The sequence below is a fragment of the Flavobacterium sp. CS20 genome, assembly GCF_018080005.1.
GTDB lineage: Bacteria > Bacteroidota > Bacteroidia > Flavobacteriales > Flavobacteriaceae > Psychroflexus.
Genome location: NZ_CP073015.1, coordinates 2,843,779 through 2,861,760, shown reverse-complemented (window position 1 = coordinate 2,861,760; position 17,982 = coordinate 2,843,779). Strand labels below are relative to the sequence as shown.

Annotated in this window: 18 protein-coding genes and 3 pseudogenes; 6 read left to right on the top strand and 15 right to left on the bottom strand. The window is 31.6% G+C overall.

Annotated elements, in window-relative coordinates; genetic code table 11:
* Window positions 1-81: 81 nt before the first annotated feature.
* Window positions 82-1,325: pseudogene (gene pepT, locus IGB25_RS13630) on the bottom strand (peptidase T).
* A gap of 84 nt (window positions 1,326-1,409) precedes the next feature.
* Between pepT and IGB25_RS13625 the strand changes: the two are divergent.
* The 3 genes and pseudogenes from IGB25_RS13625 to IGB25_RS13615 all read left to right on the top strand — a co-directional run bounded on the left by IGB25_RS13625 (window position 1,410) and on the right by IGB25_RS13615 (window position 3,410).
* A pseudogene (locus tag IGB25_RS13625) lies at window positions 1,410-2,433 on the top strand (quinone-dependent dihydroorotate dehydrogenase).
* Complete coding sequence (locus IGB25_RS13620; protein WP_211065466.1) at window positions 2,426-3,049, top strand: LysE family translocator; 624 nt, start codon at window positions 2,426-2,428, stop codon at window positions 3,047-3,049. The pseudogene IGB25_RS13625 and the gene IGB25_RS13620 overlap by 8 nt, the downstream one beginning before the upstream one ends.
* A complete protein-coding gene (locus tag IGB25_RS13615) occupies window positions 3,039-3,410 on the top strand; it encodes an MmcQ/YjbR family DNA-binding protein (protein WP_211065465.1) in 372 nt (123 codons plus the stop codon). Before IGB25_RS13620 ends, IGB25_RS13615 begins: the two co-directional genes overlap by 11 nt.
* Before the next feature lie 328 nt (window positions 3,411-3,738).
* Here the strand turns inward: IGB25_RS13615 and IGB25_RS13610 are convergent, their stop codons facing one another.
* Together IGB25_RS13610 and pheT are read right to left on the bottom strand one after the other, a co-directional pair.
* Window positions 3,739-3,957, bottom strand: coding sequence for a hypothetical protein (locus tag IGB25_RS13610; protein ID WP_211065464.1), 219 nt, complete (start codon window positions 3,955-3,957; stop codon window positions 3,739-3,741).
* A gap of 100 nt (window positions 3,958-4,057) precedes the next feature.
* Complete coding sequence (gene pheT, locus IGB25_RS13605; protein ID WP_211065463.1) at window positions 4,058-6,481, bottom strand: phenylalanine--tRNA ligase subunit beta; 2,424 nt, start codon at window positions 6,479-6,481, stop codon at window positions 4,058-4,060.
* 115 nt (window positions 6,482-6,596) lie between these two features.
* On the opposite strand from pheT, the gene IGB25_RS13600 reads away from it, so the two are divergent.
* From IGB25_RS13600 to IGB25_RS13590, 3 genes are read left to right on the top strand one after another with little or no spacing between them, the layout of a single operon-like run.
* A complete protein-coding gene (locus tag IGB25_RS13600; protein WP_247653532.1) occupies window positions 6,597-7,358 on the top strand; it encodes a DUF6503 family protein in 762 nt (253 codons plus the stop codon).
* Window positions 7,359-7,417: 59 nt separating this feature from the next.
* On the top strand, window positions 7,418-7,915 hold the full coding sequence (locus IGB25_RS13595) for an antitoxin Xre/MbcA/ParS toxin-binding domain-containing protein (protein WP_211065462.1): 498 nt from the start codon (window positions 7,418-7,420) through the stop codon (window positions 7,913-7,915).
* Entirely contained in the window at window positions 7,915-8,376 is a 462-nt protein-coding gene (locus IGB25_RS13590; RefSeq protein ID WP_211065461.1) for an RES family NAD+ phosphorylase, read from the top strand. Before IGB25_RS13595 ends, IGB25_RS13590 begins: the two co-directional genes overlap by 1 nt.
* A gap of 9 nt (window positions 8,377-8,385) precedes the next feature.
* Here the strand turns inward: IGB25_RS13590 and IGB25_RS13585 are convergent, their stop codons facing one another.
* From IGB25_RS13585 to IGB25_RS13530, 12 genes and pseudogenes are all read right to left on the bottom strand, one after another.
* Window positions 8,386-9,003, bottom strand: coding sequence for a hypothetical protein (locus IGB25_RS13585; protein WP_211065460.1), 618 nt, complete (start codon window positions 9,001-9,003; stop codon window positions 8,386-8,388).
* A 96-nt stretch (window positions 9,004-9,099) separates the two neighbouring features.
* The gene (locus tag IGB25_RS13580) at window positions 9,100-9,987 is read right to left on the bottom strand and encodes a hypothetical protein (protein WP_211065459.1); all 888 of its coding nucleotides are present in this window, start codon (window positions 9,985-9,987) and stop codon (window positions 9,100-9,102) included.
* Window positions 9,988-10,037: 50 nt separating this feature from the next.
* On the bottom strand, window positions 10,038-10,676 hold the full coding sequence (locus IGB25_RS13575; protein ID WP_211065458.1) for a hypothetical protein: 639 nt from the start codon (window positions 10,674-10,676) through the stop codon (window positions 10,038-10,040).
* A 184-nt stretch (window positions 10,677-10,860) separates the two neighbouring features.
* Window positions 10,861-11,508 (bottom strand): annotated as a pseudogene (locus IGB25_RS15250) (transposase); the annotation flags it as partial.
* Window positions 11,509-11,522: 14 nt separating this feature from the next.
* Window positions 11,523-11,975 carry an IS66 family transposase zinc-finger binding domain-containing protein gene (locus IGB25_RS15245; RefSeq protein WP_211064474.1) on the bottom strand — a complete coding sequence of 151 codons (453 nt, stop codon included), beginning with the start codon at window positions 11,973-11,975 and terminating at the stop codon, window positions 11,523-11,525.
* A complete protein-coding gene (locus IGB25_RS13560; RefSeq protein WP_211064473.1) occupies window positions 11,968-12,222 on the bottom strand; it encodes a hypothetical protein in 255 nt (84 codons plus the stop codon). The genes IGB25_RS15245 and IGB25_RS13560 overlap by 8 nt, the downstream gene beginning before the upstream one ends.
* Before the next feature lie 368 nt (window positions 12,223-12,590).
* Window positions 12,591-13,655: an endonuclease/exonuclease/phosphatase family protein gene (locus tag IGB25_RS13555; protein ID WP_211065457.1), complete on the bottom strand. Its 1,065-nt coding sequence runs from the start codon at window positions 13,653-13,655 to the stop codon at window positions 12,591-12,593.
* Between the two features lie 5 nt (window positions 13,656-13,660).
* Complete coding sequence (locus IGB25_RS13550; RefSeq protein ID WP_211065456.1) at window positions 13,661-14,218, bottom strand: phosphoglycerate mutase family protein; 558 nt, start codon at window positions 14,216-14,218, stop codon at window positions 13,661-13,663.
* Window positions 14,215-15,339, bottom strand: coding sequence for an esterase-like activity of phytase family protein (locus IGB25_RS13545; protein WP_211065455.1), 1,125 nt, complete (start codon window positions 15,337-15,339; stop codon window positions 14,215-14,217). Before IGB25_RS13545 ends, IGB25_RS13550 begins: the two co-directional genes overlap by 4 nt.
* A gap of 1 nt (window position 15,340) precedes the next feature.
* Window positions 15,341-16,384: a peptidylprolyl isomerase gene (locus IGB25_RS13540; RefSeq protein ID WP_211065454.1), complete on the bottom strand. Its 1,044-nt coding sequence runs from the start codon at window positions 16,382-16,384 to the stop codon at window positions 15,341-15,343.
* A complete protein-coding gene (gene gldI, locus IGB25_RS13535) occupies window positions 16,381-16,929 on the bottom strand; it encodes a gliding motility-associated peptidyl-prolyl isomerase GldI (protein ID WP_247653531.1) in 549 nt (182 codons plus the stop codon). The genes IGB25_RS13540 and gldI overlap by 4 nt, the downstream gene beginning before the upstream one ends.
* The gene (locus IGB25_RS13530; protein WP_211065453.1) at window positions 16,916-17,941 is read right to left on the bottom strand and encodes a bifunctional oligoribonuclease/PAP phosphatase NrnA; all 1,026 of its coding nucleotides are present in this window, start codon (window positions 17,939-17,941) and stop codon (window positions 16,916-16,918) included. Before IGB25_RS13530 ends, gldI begins: the two co-directional genes overlap by 14 nt.
* Window positions 17,942-17,982: the final 41 nt, after the last annotated feature.

The following is a 17,982-nucleotide window of genomic DNA, read 5'->3' as shown; positions in this document are numbered from 1 at the left end:
TTTTTCTGTTTCTTATTTTGAAGATTTGATATAGGTTAAAAAATAATCTAAAATCAATTTTTATTAAAATGCCTCGAATATTTAATTATTCTGTGCATAAGTCTCTGAAGTTATTTCTGCAATTTTGATAATGACTTCTGTGGCTTTTTGCATACTTTCTAATGGAACATATTCATAAGGACCGTGAAAATTATGCCCACCAGCAAAAATATTAGGACAAGGTAAGCCCATATAGCTTAATTGAGCACCATCAGTTCCGCCTCTAATTGGTTTAATTAATGGCTTAACCCCACATTGTTCCATAGCTTTTTTAGCAATATCAATACTATGCATCACGGGAACAATTTTTTCTTTCATATTAAAATATTGATCCTTAATTTCTATTTGAACTGTGTTAATACCATATTGTTTATTAATTTCTGAAACGATATCTCTTAAAAGATGCTTGCGGTTTTCAAATAAATTCTTATCGTGGTCTCTAATGATAAAATGAAGTTCTGTTGAGCTTACATCTCCATTAATTTTTGTCAGATGAAAAAAACCTTCACGACCTTCAGTTTTTGCTGGAATTTCTGATTCTGGCAAAACACTAATAAGTTTTGTCGCTATTAAACTGCTGTTAATCATTTTGTCTTTAGCATAGCCTGGATGAACACTTTTGCCATTTATTCTGATTTTAGCTTCTCTGCGTTAAAATTTTCGTATTCTAATTCACCAACTTGACTGCCGTCCATGGTATAAGCCCATTTTGCCCCAAACTTTTTAACATCAAACTTGTGTGCACCACGACCAATTTCTTCATCTGGTGTAAAACATACTCTTATACTACCATGCTTAATTTCAGGATGTTTAACGAGATATTCCATTGCAGAAACAATTTCTGCAATACCAGCTTTATCGTCAGCACCCAGAAGTGTTGTTCCGTCTGTAGTGATTAGTGTTTGACCTTTATAAAGTTTAAGATCTTCAAAATAATCTGGCGACAAGACTTTTTCTTCATTAAGTTTTATAGCCTCGCCATCATAATTTTTATGGATTTGTGGATTGACATTTTTTCCTAAAAAGTCTGGTGAAGTGTCAAAGTGAGATACAAAACCTATACAAGGAACATCATTTTTGATATTTGAAGGCAAAGTTGCCATAACATAGGCGTTCTCGTCTATACTAACTTCTTCTAAACCAATTTGCACGAGTTCATCTTTAAGAAGATTTGCTATTTCCCACTGCTTTTTGGTGCTTGGCGTGGATTTGTTGTTGGGATTACTTTGAGAGTCTATTTTGACGTATTTAATGAAACGATTTAGGAGAGCTTCTTTATTTATCATAATCAATTATAGTTTTAGTATTTCAAATTTAGGGTTTTTTGTTCAGTTTGTTTATTAAACCTTATTTTTGATAAAAGTTTTTTTATGTATAAACAGCTTATTAGACCTGTCCTTTTTAGTCTTGATCCTGAACGCGTTCATCATTTAACTACAAGTCTATTAAAATTGATTTTTAAAACCCCACTTCTTTCTATACTTTATAAAAATCATTATAAATATGAGTCTGAAAAGCTTCAAACAAAAGTTTTTGATTTAATATTTAAAAATCCAGTTGGTACTTGCTGCTGGTTTTGATAAAAATGCAGAATTTTATAAAGAGATGTCTGCTCTTGGGTTTGGGTTTATTGAAATAGGAACGGTAACACCAAAACCACAACCTGGTAATCTAAAAAAACGGTTGTTTAGATTAAAAGAGGATAAAGCCCTGATCAATAGAATGGGGTTTAATAATAAAGGTGTTGATGCTGTGGTGAAGGCTTTAAAAAACAAAGGTAACATCATAATTGGTGGTAATATTGGTAAAAACAAAACCACACCAAACCATAAAGCTGTAGATGATTATGAAATTTGCTTTAAAGCTTTGTTTGAAGTTGTCGATTATTTTGTGGTAAATGTGAGTTCGCCAAACACACCAGATTTAAGAGATTTACAGGAAAAAAAACCGCTTTTAAAAATTTTAAACCGCTTACAAGACCTCAACTTATCTCGACCAAAACCCAAACCCATTTTACTTAAAATTGCACCAGATTTAAATGAGAGTCAACTTTTTGATATTCTCAACATTGTAGAAGAAAGTCAAATTGCTGGAATCATCGCAACAAACACGACCATCTCAAGAGATAATTTAAAATCTAAACATCAAAATGAAACTGGTGGCTTGAGTGGTCAACCTTTAAAGCAAAGGTCAACCGAAGTTATTGAGTTTCTAAAAACAAATACAAAAAACGATATTCCAATAATTGGGGTTGGTGGCATCCATTCTGCCAATGATGCCCTCGAAAAATTTAATGCTGGTGCGTCTTTAGTTCAGCTTTATACAGGGTTTGTTTATGAAGAGTCAAAGTTGGTGAAAGATATCAAAAAAGCTTATGTCAATCGCTATGTTTGAGATTATCCTGCAATTTTTGGTAGCTTCAGTTTTATTGACGTTATCGCCAGGTCCAGATATTATTTATGTGTTGGTCACTGGTTTAAGTCGTGGCAAAAAACAAGGCTTATTGTTGAGTTTGGGTTTGGTTTTAGGAATTTTAGTTCATACCTCGTTAGTTGCTTTTGGTGTTTCGGCTTTGATTACGGCTTCTGATATTTTATTTCTGATTATAAAATTAGCTGGGGCTTTTTATTTACTTTATCTCGCATTCAAAATATATCAAGAACCTGCTTCGATTGAGTTAAAATCTAAGCCCATTACAAAAACATCTCAAAATTATTTAAAGCAAGGCTTTTTGATGAATGTGCTTAATCCTAAAGTTACTTTGTTTTTTATGGCTTTTTTTCCTCAATTTTTATGGAACAAAACCGAAAACACAATCTTTCAGTTTTATTTTTTAGGTTTTATTTTTATGCTTCAAGCTTTTATTATTTTTGGGGTTATTGCCATATTTGCTCATAAATTTTATAATTTTATCCAGAACTATTCAAAATCTGCTTTTATATTTAAATACTTACAAATTACTGTTTTTGTAGGTATTGCACTGTATATTATTTTTAGTCATGACTATTGAAGAGTATAGAAATTATTGTCTATCAAAACCTGGCTGTTCAGAGTCCTTTCCCTTTGATGATGATACTTTAGTTTTTAAAGTGATAAATAAAATGTTTGCTTTAACCTCTCTAAAAAAGTGGGAAGCAGGTGAGTGCAGTATTAATCTAAAATGCGACCCCAAAAAGGCTATTGAGCTACGAGAAAAATATCCAGACTCCATTTTTCCAGGCTATCATATGCATAAAAAACATTGGAATACTGTAGTTATAGAAAACTCAGATTTGACTGAAAAATTTATCAAACATTTGATTAATCACAGTTATGAGCTTGTGGTGAGTAAACTTGCTAAAAAAGACAGGTTGAATTTAGACCATAAATAGCCTAATAACCAAGGTTTTAATTTATATCTTTTTCAAGTTTGTTTGGGTCTTGTCGTGTATCAAAAATAGTGATTATCTCGATTTCATTCGATTTTTTTGATATTCTATAATAAAAGGTAGTTTGTTTTGTTACTACGCATCTATAAAGACCTTTAAATTCTGTTGATTGTGGACAACTCTCCGGTTATGCTGATATTTGATTGATTTTATCGGTTAATTTAGATATGAACTTATCTCGAGTGTTCAAATTCCATTCTTCTAAAAGATATTGAGATAAAACTTAAGAAGTTTTTTTTTCAGCAAGCTTGGACAAAAAAACATTCATTCATTAGGATATTTTCTTTAAAAAAGATTGATATGAAACCCTTTCTCCGTCATTCAATTCTTGAATACCTTGTTTTATTTCTTGTTGCTCAGAAGTATTTAATTTATTCCAAAAATCAGCTTTTTCTTTACTTACAAAATCAGCAATTTTCAGGATAAATTCTGAATTTTCATTCTCTAAAATAGTCTTAACCAGTTGAAGCTTTGTTGCTTGAATATCCATATTTTCAGATTTTACCAAATTTACAAAAACCTTATAAATTATACTTTAAGCATGTAAACAAACGCGATAAAGTTTATTTTAAATGAAATTTATTCAACAATCACCTCAACTCTGCTTGCAATTGTGTTTCAAATTGTTTTTGCAGTTTAGCCATGATTTTATCTACTTGTTTATCTGTTAGTGTTTTGTTTTGGTCTCTAAAGGTAAAACTGACGGCATAACTCTTTTTATCATCGGGTAAATTTTCGCCTTGATAAACATCAAACAAGTTGACTTGTTGCAGGAGTTTTTTATCGGTTTTTTTGGCAATATTCTCAATTTGCTCAAATGAAATATTTTCATCTATAAGCAAGGCAAAATCGCGTCTTACTTCTGGATATTTTGGAATATCTTGAGATTTAAACTTAATCTTAGCTGTTAGATTTAATAGTGTATCCCAATCAAAATCTGCGTATAAAACTTCTTTTGAAACATCAAAAGCCTCTGTAATTTCTTTTTTAAGCCGACCAAATTTTACAAGGGTTTTTGTCTTGACTTTATAAGATAAGCCTTCTGCAATGGTATCATCTTCATTTGGAGCAGATATAAAATTTAAACCTAATTTTTCTAAAACACTTTCAACAATACCTTTTAGGTAAAAGAAATCGATGTGGTTTGAAGATTTTAACCAGTTTTCTTCTACTCTATTTCCAACGACAAAAAGAGAAAGGTGTTTTTGTTCAGCTATTTTTTTATCAAACTTATGATAACTTTTGCCGAATTCAAAAAACTTGAGATTTTCATTTTTTCGATTTAAATTATAACTGATATTTTCTAAACCAGAAAACAATAAACTCTGTCTCATCACAGCTAAATCTTGACTCAATGGATTGATTATTTCAACATTGTTGCGTTTTGAAATTTGGCTACTAAATTCTGTATAATCTGAAGTTGTCAAGGAATTTGCCATAGTTTCGTAAAAGCCTTTAGACACTAACATATTAGCGATAATGTTTTGAATTTTATAATCTTCAAATTTTGAAGAATTGGCTACAGAAACATTAAATTTGTTATCTAACTTTATTTTATTGTAGCCATAAACTCTTAGAATTTCTTCAATCACATCTACTTCGCGTGTTACATCTACGCGATAAGCTGGTATGGTTAGACCCATTCCACTTTCAGAAACATTATTGACTTTGATGTCTAAAGATGTCAAAATTGATTTTATAACTCCAGAATCCAACTCTTCACCAACAAGCGAATTGATTTTATCAAAGGTGAGAAAAACCTGGTGGTCTTCAATTTTTTTAGGGTAAAAATCATCAATTTCACTACTGATTTTACCACCTGCAATTTCACTGATTAAAATAGTTGCTCGTTTTAAAGCATCTTCTGTAATGTGTGGGTCAATGCCACGTTCAAATCTAAACGAAGCATCGGTATTGATTCCGTGTCTTTTAGCTGTTTTACGCACACTTACAGAATTGAAATAAGCACTTTCTAAAAAAATGCTTTTTGTTGTTTCAGAAACGCCTGAATTTTCACCACCCAAAACACCAGCAATGCAGAGCGGTTTTTCTGTATCACAAATCATTAGATCTTCTGAAGAAAGTTTTCGCTCAACACCATCTAAGGTGGTAAATAAACTGCCTTCATCTAAGGTTTTGACCATAATTTGGGAATCTTTAATTTTGTCAGCATCAAAAGCGTGCAAGGGTTGACCAATTTCGTGCATCACATAATTAGTGATGTCAACGATATTGTTTTTAGGATTGATGCCAATGGCTTTCAATCTATTTTGAAGCCATAGTGGGGAAACGTCAATATTTATATCTGTTATTGTTATGCCACAATATCTTGGTGCTAATTCAGAGTTTTTAACTTCTATTTTAGTTCGTCTTGAACGATCTTCAACGTGAAAATTACTTATTGAAGGTGTATTGATTGGTAGGCTTTTACCTTGATGCATAATACCAGCTCTCAAATCGCGAGCTACGCCCCAATGGCTCATAGCATCAGCACGGTTTGGGGTCAATCCGATTTCAAACACTTTGTCTGTTTCAACAGGAAAGACCGTATTTAAAGCTTGACCAGGTTGAAAGTCACCTTCTAAAACCATAATACCGTCGTGTGATTTGCCCAAACCAATTTCATCTTCGGCACAAATCATACCCATACTAACTTCGCCTCTTATCTTGCCTTTTTTGATTTTAAGAGATTCTCCTTTTTGATTGTAAATGGTTGTGCCAACAGTTGCGACAGGAACCCACTGATTTTTATTTACATTTGGTGCACCACATACAATTTGAACTGGGTCTTTTTCGCCAATATCAACTTGAGTTAATTTTAATCGGTCGGCGTTTGGGTGTTTTTTGCATTCTAAAACTTTCCCAACTACAAGACCTTCTAATTGTCCTTTTATGGATTCAAAATTTTCTATGCCTTCAACTTCTAAACCTAAATCTGTAAGAATGGTTTCAATTTTTTCAGCTGACCACTTTATGTCAATAAAATCTTTTAACCAATTATAAGATATCTTCATGCAATCAGTATTCTAAGCTCTAAAGCTTATATTAATTTGAATTTGCAAAGATAATAAAACGAGTGTGTGCTGATAAATAATAATGTGTAATATTGTAAATATAATTCTCTACGATATGAAACCTAATATTTATATTATATCACTATTAGTCATAATGATTAGTTGCAAATCTAATAATGATACTCGTCAAAGTGCTCAAAGTATTGTAGATAAAGCTATTGAAGTTTCTGGTACAGATGCTTTTAAACACTCAACTGTAAGCTTTACATTTAGAAACAAAAAATACACCAGCCAAGGTCATTGCAATCATTATATATATTCAAGAATTTTTCGTAGTGCTGACTCCTTGATTAAGGATTACTATGAACCTGATAAAAGTTTTAAGCGCTATATCAATGATTCTTTAGTGCAAATTGCTGATACTACTGCACAAAAATATGCCGAATCAATAAATTCTGTGCATTACTTTGTGCAGTTGCCATTTCGATTAAATGATAAAGCAGTTAACAAAACTTATCTGGGTTTAGATACCATAAAAAATAAAATATATCACAAAATAGCCGTAAATTTTGATCAAGTTGGTGGTGGCTCAGATTTTCAGGATAAGTATTTATACTGGTTTGGAAAAGATGACTACAAACTCGATTATTTGGCATATAGCTTTATGGTCAACGGTGGTGGCATTCGATTTAGAGAAGCCTATAACGAAAGATATATTGATAGCGTCAGGTTTGTAGATTATAAAAATTATCGACCAAAATCAGAAAATATCAAACTCGAAAACATCTCAAAAGCCCTTAAAAATCAACAGCTCGAATTAGTTTCTAAAATTGAAAACGAAAAAATACAAGTCAAAAAGTCTAAAGAAAAATGTTAAAGTTTAGACTATTGTCTTAATTTTGAAGACATTTGTATATATTTGTAAATAAACGAGAGATGAAAAAATATAGCACCCATACCGAGCTACAAGTTGTTAATGAAGCCGTTTCAGCATACATTACCAAAGATATCAGACCTTTTCATGACATCAAAAATTTTTCATTTTCTGACTTTATCAATGACAAAATTTTAGTGATAAAGTCCATCAGAAAGGGGTTATCGTATCAACTTTTTAAAACAGTAATGTTGTTTTCACCTTTTTCTGAAGATGAATGGTACGAATATCTCAATATTTCTACCAAAAGTTTACAACGCTACAAGAAAACTAAAGATTTTCATTTCAAACCCATACATTCTGAAAAAATCCTTGAAATTGCAGAAGTTACGGCTTTTGGAAAGCAAGTTTTTGACAATAATACACAGTTTTACGATTGGCTCAATACACCATCTTTGGTTTTTAATAACCTCACACCAGCAGAGTTGCTTAAAGATTCATACGGCAAAGCACTTGTTATGGATGAGCTCAACAGAATAGACCAAGGCATTTTTGCATAGTGGAGGTTTTCAGGTTAACACGGTTAAAATATTCTAAATCTTTAAGCGGTAATGGTGTAGCTTTATCTGGCAATCGATGGAACAGCAAAGGCGTTGAAATGATTTACACTTCACAAAGTAGAGCCTTGGCTATGGCGGAAGTTTTGGTGCATTTGCCTTTACACCAACTCCCAAGCGATTTCAAAATGATGTGTATCAAAATTCCACAAAACATAAGTGTAGAAACTCTCGCTACCAAAGACTTACCAAAATTATGGAATGCTTTACCGCATCATATGAGTAGCCAAAAAATTGGTGATGATTTTATTATGCAAAATCAAAGCTTAGTATTAAAAGTGCCAAGTGCTGTGGTTTATGGAGATTTTAATTATCTTATCAATCCTTATCACGCTGATTATAAATCTATAAGCATCAAATCTGTTGATGATTTTCCGATAGATCAGAGGTTGAAGTCTTTATAAATCAATTGACTATTTGATTTGTATTTTTTTATCCCATGGCATTTGACCAACTAAAATCTTATAAACACCATCTCCTTTATTTTTTAATTTTAATTTGAGTTTTTTACCAGGTTGAAGATTCCAGTTTTCTGATAAATCAGTGTTTATTCTTATGAATTCAACATTCTTTTCATTACTAAAAGAAGATTTGAAAGCTTGCCAATATTCTTTATAAAGCTTTTTATCAGAGGCAAAATTCCAATAGTACAAGACTGTGTAACTATTTGTGTTTTTATAATTACCTTGAAAAAATTCTATATCCTCAATGATTTTATTTAAATTTTCATTTTCTGAGTTATTAATACAAATTTTATATTCCTTTTCAATACTACTTTGCTCAATAGATTCTAATTCTGCAGAATCACAAAATGCTTTTTGTCTTTTACATAAAAGTTCTCCTCTACTATTATATATATAAGCTTTGGTTTCCATACCTTTAAAAAACAAATTCATGATTTTGGATGAATCAATGGCTTGTTTATACATAGCATCATAAACATTATTATCTTTTGGCAAACCATTAATTACATCAATTATTTGTTTTTCAGTAAGAACTTTTGGATTAGGTAAACCTGAGATTGTTTTCATCGTTAAACCACAGGATGTGGTTACAAAGAGAAAACACACAAAAGATAATTTTGAACTTAGTTTGAAAATTGAAATGAAATAATTGTTCATATCTTATTACTTGTAAATTACCATTTCAGGGATTAAAACTGGGTCATCTTTTAGGTTATGAAATTTGAATCCTTCAGAATCAATTTCTTTTGCTGTTAAGAGCTTTTTACCTGAAAGGGAGTAATTAGTAACTGTTTTAGCCTTAAAGTACTTGCTTTTATTATAGCTATTCTCTATACTCATAAAGAAATCTGTTTTAGTTTTTGGAGTATTTTTAAATTCTAAATGTTCCAGGCCAAAACAAAATCCATTTTCTTTTATTTCTAATGGTTTATCCTTAAAATTAAGGTACATACTATATTTATCTTCGATAAGTTCAACAATAGACATATCAGAATAAATCTTTGAATATAAGTACTTTGCAGGTATAAAATTTTTGTTTTCATAGAAGTTTAAACGAAAACTAACGCTTTCAGTTGTTAGTGCTTTTCTGTTGTTTAAATGCTTATTTTTACTCAATTCAAACTTAAATCCAGTTAAAATACTTCCTATAGTTTTTTGTTTCTTTGGGCAAAGGCAAGTTATCACTTCATTATTATTTCTCATCAAAGAACTAAAATAATTAGATGGTGATTTAAGTTTTTTTTCTTTTTTATTTTTAAAATCAACTAATAGAATTTCATTTAAAACATTCACTTTAGGCTTAAGGTATATTGTGTCAAAATCTTTTTTTGAATCCAATTTTAATATTTTGTAATTCAAATGTTTGACACTTATACTATCAAAATTATTTCCGTTAATATTCAAGACCCCGTTCTCATCTGTATAATATCCAATTGTATCAAGAAATACAATAGCATAGGGAACACTAATTTTAGTATTTTTATCATAAACCTTTAAAGTCTGACAAAAAGTAAAATTTGAAATAAAAAAAAGTAAAATAATATATTTCATAAAAGGATCGTTTAAGGGGATTAAATTAATAATCCCCTTTTGATTAAAATTTATAAACTTGAACTAACCTGAGGTAATCTTGGGTTACTACCTGGTAAATTATTACTTGAAAATGGTTTACATGTTTTTGACAATTTAGACCAGATAACGTAATAGCAACAATTTCTTATTTTGTTTGATGAATCTTCGGGTATTGCGTACTCTTCCCCACACTGCCAACCCCAAAAACGATTAGCTGTTGATGTTTGTTGTGCCGAATTCTCTAAAAACCCTTGAACAAAAAATTCTTGGCTATCTGGGTCGCTGGCATCAAATTCATATAACTCGCCATCTACAAAATCATCTATCCAAATCATATCACGTGCTCTTTGCAATTCTAAATACTGTGTGAAATCATCATTTGTTAGATTCACAAAGCCAGTCACTTCTGTGGCTCCATTGGCAAACACTTCTTTGACAACAAACGTATCATCATCTTCTGTAAATGTTCTTTCATAACCAAAAGTATAGCCGTTTGGATACTTATTGCTTAGATAAGTGTTTAAATCAGGGAAATCAACACGCTTAGCAAAACTTGTTTCTTCATTTGTTATTTCGTTTAAGTCTTGACTAACCTCTTCTGATGTACAGCCAACAAGAAAAAGACTTAATATAAAAAATAGTAGTGGAAATTTTAGTAAATTATACATAGTTAAAATATTTTAGTTAAACTTAATTTTTAAAATCATTGGAGTTCTTAGATTTTAAGCTATGTAAATTCAAAAGGTTTAGAGAAATATAATGTTAACCTCGTAGTCGAGTGTCGAGTGTCGAGTGTCGAGTGTCGAGTGTCGAGTGTCGAGTATTATTTGTTAACATTTAAGATATTTGTAACTAATCAGTCCGCAAATTAGCAATAATATTTAGTGTAGATAAAACTGATTGCTGATTTTTTAAACAAGAATCTGTTACAGATCTAAGTATGGCAAAGTTATCACAGCCCTGTTCTGATCTAAATTGTCCAGAGATTTTCTGTTTTACTTTTATATTTCTTATTGCTCTTTCAGAGGCGTTGTTATCTGGAGGTACATCCAGATGATAGAGGAATGTAAAGATATAGTTCCTGTATTTTATAAGTCTTTTTTTAAAAGTTATTAATTCTTTATGTTCTTTTGGCGGATCATGATTTAAGATGATATCCATTCTTTTTTCTATACTTTTCTTTATTGGACAATCCTTGTTAAAGGCTATATCTTTTATATTTTTCTTAAAGTTGATGGCTTTTAAAAATAAGTTTTTGCAAGCTCTACTCCATTTATGATCATGCTTTTCAGTTAGATAGTTTAAATCCCGAAGTAAATGTGCCATGCAAATTTGGTGTGATTGAGCGTTGGTATTGAAATGACTCTTCCAACAATCGTGCACTAACACAGCATTTTCAAAACCATTTTCAAAGGTTTGTTCTATACTTTTTTGTCCTCTATTATCAGTTATGGTAATAAAGGTTGCTTTTTCATTTTGCCATGTCCACGCCCAGTTTTTGTCTCCTGATACTTTTACTCTGTTTCATCGCTACCGATAGGTGATTTTGAGTTTGCTATTTCTTGTTTTATCAGATTATATGCAGGTTCAGCTTTAGTGACAAGTTTGTTTAATAAATAGTGTATTCCTCCTTCACTTATAGGAATATTAAAAACCGTATTGAACATTTCTTGCATTCTCTTAAAAGGCAAGTATTGTCTGGTATGAAAATATCCTATTAAACTTTCAATATTATTCCCATAGCTTACGGGTGCATTTGCTTGTGATGGATAGTCGCTTTTTGTTTCACAACCGCAAGGACAAACTTTTTTATAAACCTTGTGTTCTGTGACTTTTATTTTTATTTCAGGGATGTCAAATACCTGTCGACTTCCTGCATATTGATGTGGAAGTGATGAAAGGTCGTTTCCACAACAGTTACAATAATCTGGTATGTGTTCTTCTGTAACATCAGGTATCTCAACCATCTTCAAAGTATTGCCTTTTCTTCTGTTTGCCCACCGGCTTACGCCCTGTCTTTATTCTTAGGCTTTTCCTCTTTGGTCTATTTTCATCCTTTGAGGGTGGTATGGAGCTATTATTACTGTTTTTTGGAGTTTCATATTTGGTAAGTCGTGCTTTAAGTTGACTATTTTCTAATTCTAAAGCAATTAGCTTTTTAGAAAGTTCTTCTACCTTCTGCAAGAGTGATTCTATAAGCTTATCCTTTTCCAACTTTTTTTCTTACAAATGTAGGGTGGTATGTTTGTAACAAACAAATTATTAACCAATTAGTTATCAATCCAAAAAGTTAAAAATGTTGATAAAGGTCTGATTTTTAAAATCAAGCTCTAATGAGTGGCTTATTTGAAATTTTTTTTAAAAAATTGAAATAAGCACAAAGAAAATATATGCTCAGTTTGTATTATCCAAAATTTATAGTCTTATTTTTGACACTGATTAGTTACAGATATTTTAAATCAAATTTATAGTATTTTTTTTAAAACACCAAATTATTCAGATTTTAACATTTAAGGTCAGGAAGATAAATTCTATTTACAAAACTCTAAATTTTATTGATTATATAAATAAATTGTATAAAACTATAACATTTTTCTATTATCTGACTCTACCGCTTTCCCCTCTTTAATCATTTCTTTTATAGTTTCTTTTTCATCTTCAGAAGGTCGGTCAGTATTTGTGTCTTGTTTTTGAGCTTTGTGTTGGACAACAAATTCTCCATACAAAGGAAAATGATCAGAGTTGATATGTTTTTCAGTTTTTAGGTTCTGAATATAAACGGATTTTGAGTGAAAAATCAAATCAATCGGAAACCTAAAAAACAAATACTTGGCGTGAAACGTAGAGATAAAACCACGTCCAATTCTGGGGTCGAGCAATTGGGTTGTTTTTTTGAATAATTTTGAAGATTTTGACCAAGCTACATTATTAAAGTCGCCAACTACCAAACAGGGCTTTTTCAGAGTTTTTATTTTTTGACCTAAAGCTAAAATATCAGCGTCTCTTTCTTTTGATGTTTCTTCTTCCGTAGGACTTGGCGGTGGCGGATGAATACCAAAAAATGTAAATTCATCACCATCTTTTGTTTCTAAATCGGCTTCAATACTAGGAATATCCTCTGCAACAAAATAGTTGACTTGTATTTTGTTTGCTTTGAGCTTAGTGTAAAAATGAATGCCGTAAGTATTGTCTTGTGGCACTTTTTTAGAATATTGAAATAAATCTTCTACTTCTTCTAAGGCTTTTTCCCAATTTTTATCGCTTTCCATCGTTAATAAAATATCGGGTTGAATACGTTTAATCAGCTCAATAAGTAGATGATATTGTTGATTATATTGATACACATTAACTGACAAAAAACTTACCGCTTCTTTTGATGTTTCAAGTCTTTGGCTTTCTCTATGATAAATTGAAGTGTAAGGCAGGAGAATAAAAAGATTATGTAACCACAACAATAAAATTATTGCACTCAAAATTATACTTAAATCACTTAAACTTGAGAATTGTGTTAAAAGAATAGCTATGACAATAGTCTGAATAAAACTCAATTGAATTTTTGCAAAAGCCAAAGTGCGAAATACCCAATGTTGAAATGGCCAATAATGCAAAGTTGATATTAACAAAATACAAAAAAGTAAAACTTCCACAATCATTATTTGAGTAAAATATTGACGAATGTATCTTGAACCACAAATCCGTCTTTATCAATTTTTACTTTATAAAGTCTGTGATTAATACTGTCTGGTATGGGTTTGTATTTGTCTTGACCGATTATTTCATTCACAAATTTTGGTGTGGTATTGCTGTGACCAACAATGATAGTGTTTCTACCATAGGTTTTTGTCCAAAATTCTTCAGTAAACAAAGTGTCTTTGGCTTCATAAAACTGCACTTGGGCTTTGTATGGATAAACAATAGGAATCATAGTTTGAAATGTTCGCATAGAGTCTGTAGTGTAGAACATTTCAAGGTTTTTATCTTCAAAATATTCGCCCCAATATTTACTGCGTTCAAAACCTTTTTCACTGAGTTCGGGATTTTTTTCAGACGGATTATCACGCTTTTTTTCTGCGTGTCTGATCAAATAGTATGTGGTTTCTTTAGGGGTTTTGCCTGGTGGTATATTTAGTTGCCTTACTTTGTCTCTATCACCTTGACAGGCAAAACATAACATAAAAGAAAAGGTGATCACAAGTCTGGTATATTTCATTGGTTTGGTTTTATGAGTTCTAGTAAAACAAACTGATTGAGTTGTTTGCCTAAAGCATTAAAATTATTATCACTTATCAAAATTAAACTTTTATTTCCATTTGGTAAATCTGGACCAAAACTTATACCTTCAATATTGTCAATAAAGTTCTTTTGAAGCTGTTTTCTTATGTTTTTAGAATCAAAAATCAGCGTTTTTGGCATTGATTTGGCTTTATTTTTTTTTAAACTTCTTATGTCAAGTGTGTTTTTTCCTTTTGAAATATCGATTAAAAAAAGTTTTACTCGATTGCCTTTTGAGCTATGACCAGCTGAAAATGAACGTTCTATTAAAACAATATGCCTTTTGTCTATTTGTAAAATTTCAGTAGCACCGTTGAGTCCAAAGGGCAAAAAAGGAATTTTAACCAAACGCTCTAAATCATAGCTATATTGAACATCGGGTTGAGAATTATCAAAATTATAATGGGTTATTCTTACTGGCGAGAATGAATTGTAGAGTTTAGGTTTGTGACCGTCTTCAATTAATGGCAATTCGTTAACCACCCAAAAACCACGCTTGCTGTAATCGATACTCAAACCTTCAAAAACACCATTATGTCTTGGTTGATTAAAATGATTGACATCAAAATGTTTTGGTAAATCATATTTTTTTTGACATTGACCTTGTTCGTCAACTTCAATGATTTGGGCATTTTCATTTGAATTGATAGCTCCTTCTGTTGAAACGAGATAGCCAGTTGCATCAGGTAAAAAACGAATACTTTCCGTATCAAATCTTTTGATGGTATTACATTTTATGATTTGATGATTGTTAAAATTTACAGCTTTGATTTTATCATTTTCAATTTGTATATCAGCCTTAAAAATATCAGGGTTTGTAGATTTATCTGAAATCAAAACAAAATAATCACCATTGTAATCTATACCAGATAGACCACCAATTTCAGTATTTTCAAAAGATTTTTTTTCTAAAATAAATTCATCTAAAAATTTAACTTGATAAGTCGCAGATAAGTTTAGTTTGGCTGTTTTGCATCCGATTAAATTAAAAATCATAAAAAAAGCCACAACATTCAATAAATGAACATTGTAGCTTATAGTGAATGGTTTTAATCTCATTTTATTTGATATCGACCAACTCAACATCAAAGATCAAGTAGGCATTTGGTGGAATAACTCCGCCAGCACCTCTTGGTCCGTAACCTAAGTCTGGTGGAATAACCAAAGTTGCTTTTTCACCTTTTTTCATAAGAGCAATACCTTCGTCCCAACCAGCTATTACTCGGCGTTGACCGAGTGGAAATGTAATAGGTTTATCTCTTTTAAAAGACGAGTCAAAAACGGTTCCGTCTATTAATCGGCCTTCGTAATGCACGCTAACATTATCGCCAACTTGTGGCTGTTCGCCAGAGGGATTTTCTTTAGTAATGACGTATCTTAAACCAGATTCGGTTTCTTGGAGATTGTCATACATAGAATTAATCGTGTTATTGATTTCCTCTTGTTTTTTGGCTTGTGCCTCTTCAAATTCTGCGATGCCGTTTTCAAAAGCTTTTGCCGCGTCAAAGTTTTTGGCATCTTGACCTTTTCTAATGATTTCTACCGTGTTTATTCTTACCGCTTCTTTAGGTTTGTTACGCGTATCGGTTTCTACTTTACCTATAGAATCAACAACGGATTGACCTTCAACAATTTGACCAAAGACTGAATACGAACCATTTAGAGGTGATTGTGGTTTCAGTGTAATAAAAAATTGACTGCCATTGGTGTTTGGACCACTGTTTGCCATAGACAAAACCCCAATGGTGTCGTGTGTTAGTTCTGTGATTTCATTTGGAAATTTATAACCTGGATCGCCTTGACCAGTGCCAAGTGGGTCGCCACCTTGAATCATAAATCCGTCTATGACACGGTGAAAAGTAAGCGAATCAAAAAACTTTTTGCCTTGGTATTTTTCTTTAGCTTTAGGGTTGTTGCCTTCGGCGAGAGAAACAAAATTACCGACTGTCATCGGTGCTTTTTTGTGGTAAAGTTTAGCAATAAATTCACCGTAATTGGTGTCAAATTTAGCATAAAGACCATCGTCTAAATTGCTGTATTCGTTTTGACAAGACATACTCGAAATGATTAAGGTTAGTAAAAATAGTTTAAAAAGTGTTTTCATCGTTCTGTTTGTTTTATGGATTTTAATATTACAGTTGCTTTTAAAGGCACGTCAGAACCTATTCTTTTTTTATCACCATAGAACCCGTAGGCTCGAGATGATGGAAATAAAAAAGTAACTTGTTCGCCAGCCTTCATAATTTTAAGTCCTTCACGGAGACCTGTCATCAAACGTTGTTGGTCCATTAAATATTTACGTTGACCGATTTCAGCCATCGTATAAATGGTGTCTTCAGAAAAAGTCCGCAAATTATAAGTAAACGTGACTTGGTCACCAAATTGCGGTGTTATGGTATCGCTGTTGTTTTTCTGAACATAATGATACCAAAAACCATCAGAAGAATTGTAGTAAGTATTAGAACTATCATTTTCAATAATTTTAAAAATCGCCTTTTCTTCTGCTTTCAGAATTGCTTTATTGCGTTTTAGAGATTTATCTAAAAATGAACCGTTCTGATAACTGACAGGTTTTCTGGGTTGAGGTTGATGACAAGACACCAAAAAAGCCATTAAAAAAAAGCTAAAAACAATCCTAAATTGCAGCATCTAATTGGGTTTTATAATCTTGCAGTAAACTTACAAATTTTTTAATGGTTGCATCAAGGCTAAGATCACTTTTACCACCTCTCGCATTTTTGTGACCACCACCTTCAAAATGCTGTCTTGCAAATTGATTGACATCAAAACTTCCTTTTGAGCGAAATGAAATTTTGATGATTTTTTGTTGAGCCTCTTCTTTAAAAATAGCGACTAAAACCACATTTTTAATCGACAAACCGTAATTGACAAAACCTTCGGTATCACCTTTTCTAAAATGGTGTTGGTCTAATTCTTTTTGGCTCAAATGTATGTATGCTACGCCAAAATCTTTTAAATATTCTAAATTCTGCATAGCTTGTCCTAAGAGTTTTAACCTGTTGTAAGAATTAGCATCAAAGGTTTCTTGCTGAATTTGATGTGCGATAGCACCTTTCTCAATAAGCACTGCTGCAATTTGATGTGTTCTTGCTGTTGTTGATGGAAATTTAAACGAACCCGTGTCGGTCATAATGCCAAGATACAAACAACTTGCGATGTCTTTATCGATTAAATCAGTAGAATTTAAGTGGTCAATACATTCAAAAACCAATTCTGCAGTTGAACCATATTCGGGATGTGAAATGGTGATTTCAGCATAAACACCAGGTTCTTGATGATGATCTATCATCACAAAAGGTTGATCAATGGTTTCTAAATCTTTTTGCAACTCCTCGCCTACTCGAGATAAATGATTGAAATCTAAAGTAAAAATTAAATCTGCATTTTGAATAGCTTTTTGAACTTTAGGTTTATCTTGATTAAATATCAAAATTTGTTCTTGATTTGGCACCCAATTTAAAAATTCAGGGTAATCATTAGGCATTATCACTTCAACATTATGATTAAGTTTTTTTAAAAACAAACCCCAAGCCATACAACTTCCAACGGCATCGCCATCTGGATTTTTAGGACCTAAGACAACAATGTTTTTAGACGATTTTATTAAAGAATTTAGCTTTTGAATATTTTCATTTTGCATAGTGCAAAAATAGGATTTTATTTTTGAGTGTTTAACCTTAA

Excerpts from the sequence above, each read along its gene's own strand:
- IGB25_RS13530 (WP_211065453.1), bottom strand. The coding sequence starts at position 17,941 with ATGCAAAATGAAAATATTCAAAAGCTAAATTCTTTAATAAAATCGTCT.
- IGB25_RS13620 (WP_211065466.1), top strand. The coding sequence starts at position 2,426 with ATGTTTGAGATTATCCTGCAATTTTTGGTAGCTTCAGTTTTATTGACG.
- IGB25_RS13610 (WP_211065464.1), bottom strand. The coding sequence starts at position 3,957 with ATGGATATTCAAGCAACAAAGCTTCAACTGGTTAAGACTATTTTAGAG.
- IGB25_RS13580 (WP_211065459.1), bottom strand. The coding sequence starts at position 9,987 with ATGAAATATATTATTTTACTTTTTTTTATTTCAAATTTTACTTTTTGT.
- IGB25_RS13550 (WP_211065456.1), bottom strand. The coding sequence starts at position 14,218 with ATGAAATATACCAGACTTGTGATCACCTTTTCTTTTATGTTATGTTTT.
- IGB25_RS13540 (WP_211065454.1), bottom strand. The coding sequence starts at position 16,384 with ATGAAAACACTTTTTAAACTATTTTTACTAACCTTAATCATTTCGAGT.
- IGB25_RS13575 (WP_211065458.1), bottom strand. The coding sequence starts at position 10,676 with ATGTATAATTTACTAAAATTTCCACTACTATTTTTTATATTAAGTCTT.
- IGB25_RS13615 (WP_211065465.1), top strand. The coding sequence starts at position 3,039 with ATGACTATTGAAGAGTATAGAAATTATTGTCTATCAAAACCTGGCTGT.
- gldI (WP_247653531.1), bottom strand. The coding sequence starts at position 16,929 with ATGCTGCAATTTAGGATTGTTTTTAGCTTTTTTTTAATGGCTTTTTTG.
- IGB25_RS13595 (WP_211065462.1), top strand. The coding sequence starts at position 7,418 with ATGAAAAAATATAGCACCCATACCGAGCTACAAGTTGTTAATGAAGCC.
- IGB25_RS13585 (WP_211065460.1), bottom strand. The coding sequence starts at position 9,003 with ATGAAAACAATCTCAGGTTTACCTAATCCAAAAGTTCTTACTGAAAAA.
- pheT (WP_211065463.1), bottom strand. The coding sequence starts at position 6,481 with ATGAAGATATCTTATAATTGGTTAAAAGATTTTATTGACATAAAGTGG.
- IGB25_RS13600 (WP_247653532.1), top strand. The coding sequence starts at position 6,597 with ATGAAACCTAATATTTATATTATATCACTATTAGTCATAATGATTAGT.
- IGB25_RS13545 (WP_211065455.1), bottom strand. The coding sequence starts at position 15,339 with ATGAGATTAAAACCATTCACTATAAGCTACAATGTTCATTTATTGAAT.
- IGB25_RS15245 (WP_211064474.1), bottom strand. The coding sequence starts at position 11,975 with ATGGTTGAGATACCTGATGTTACAGAAGAACACATACCAGATTATTGT.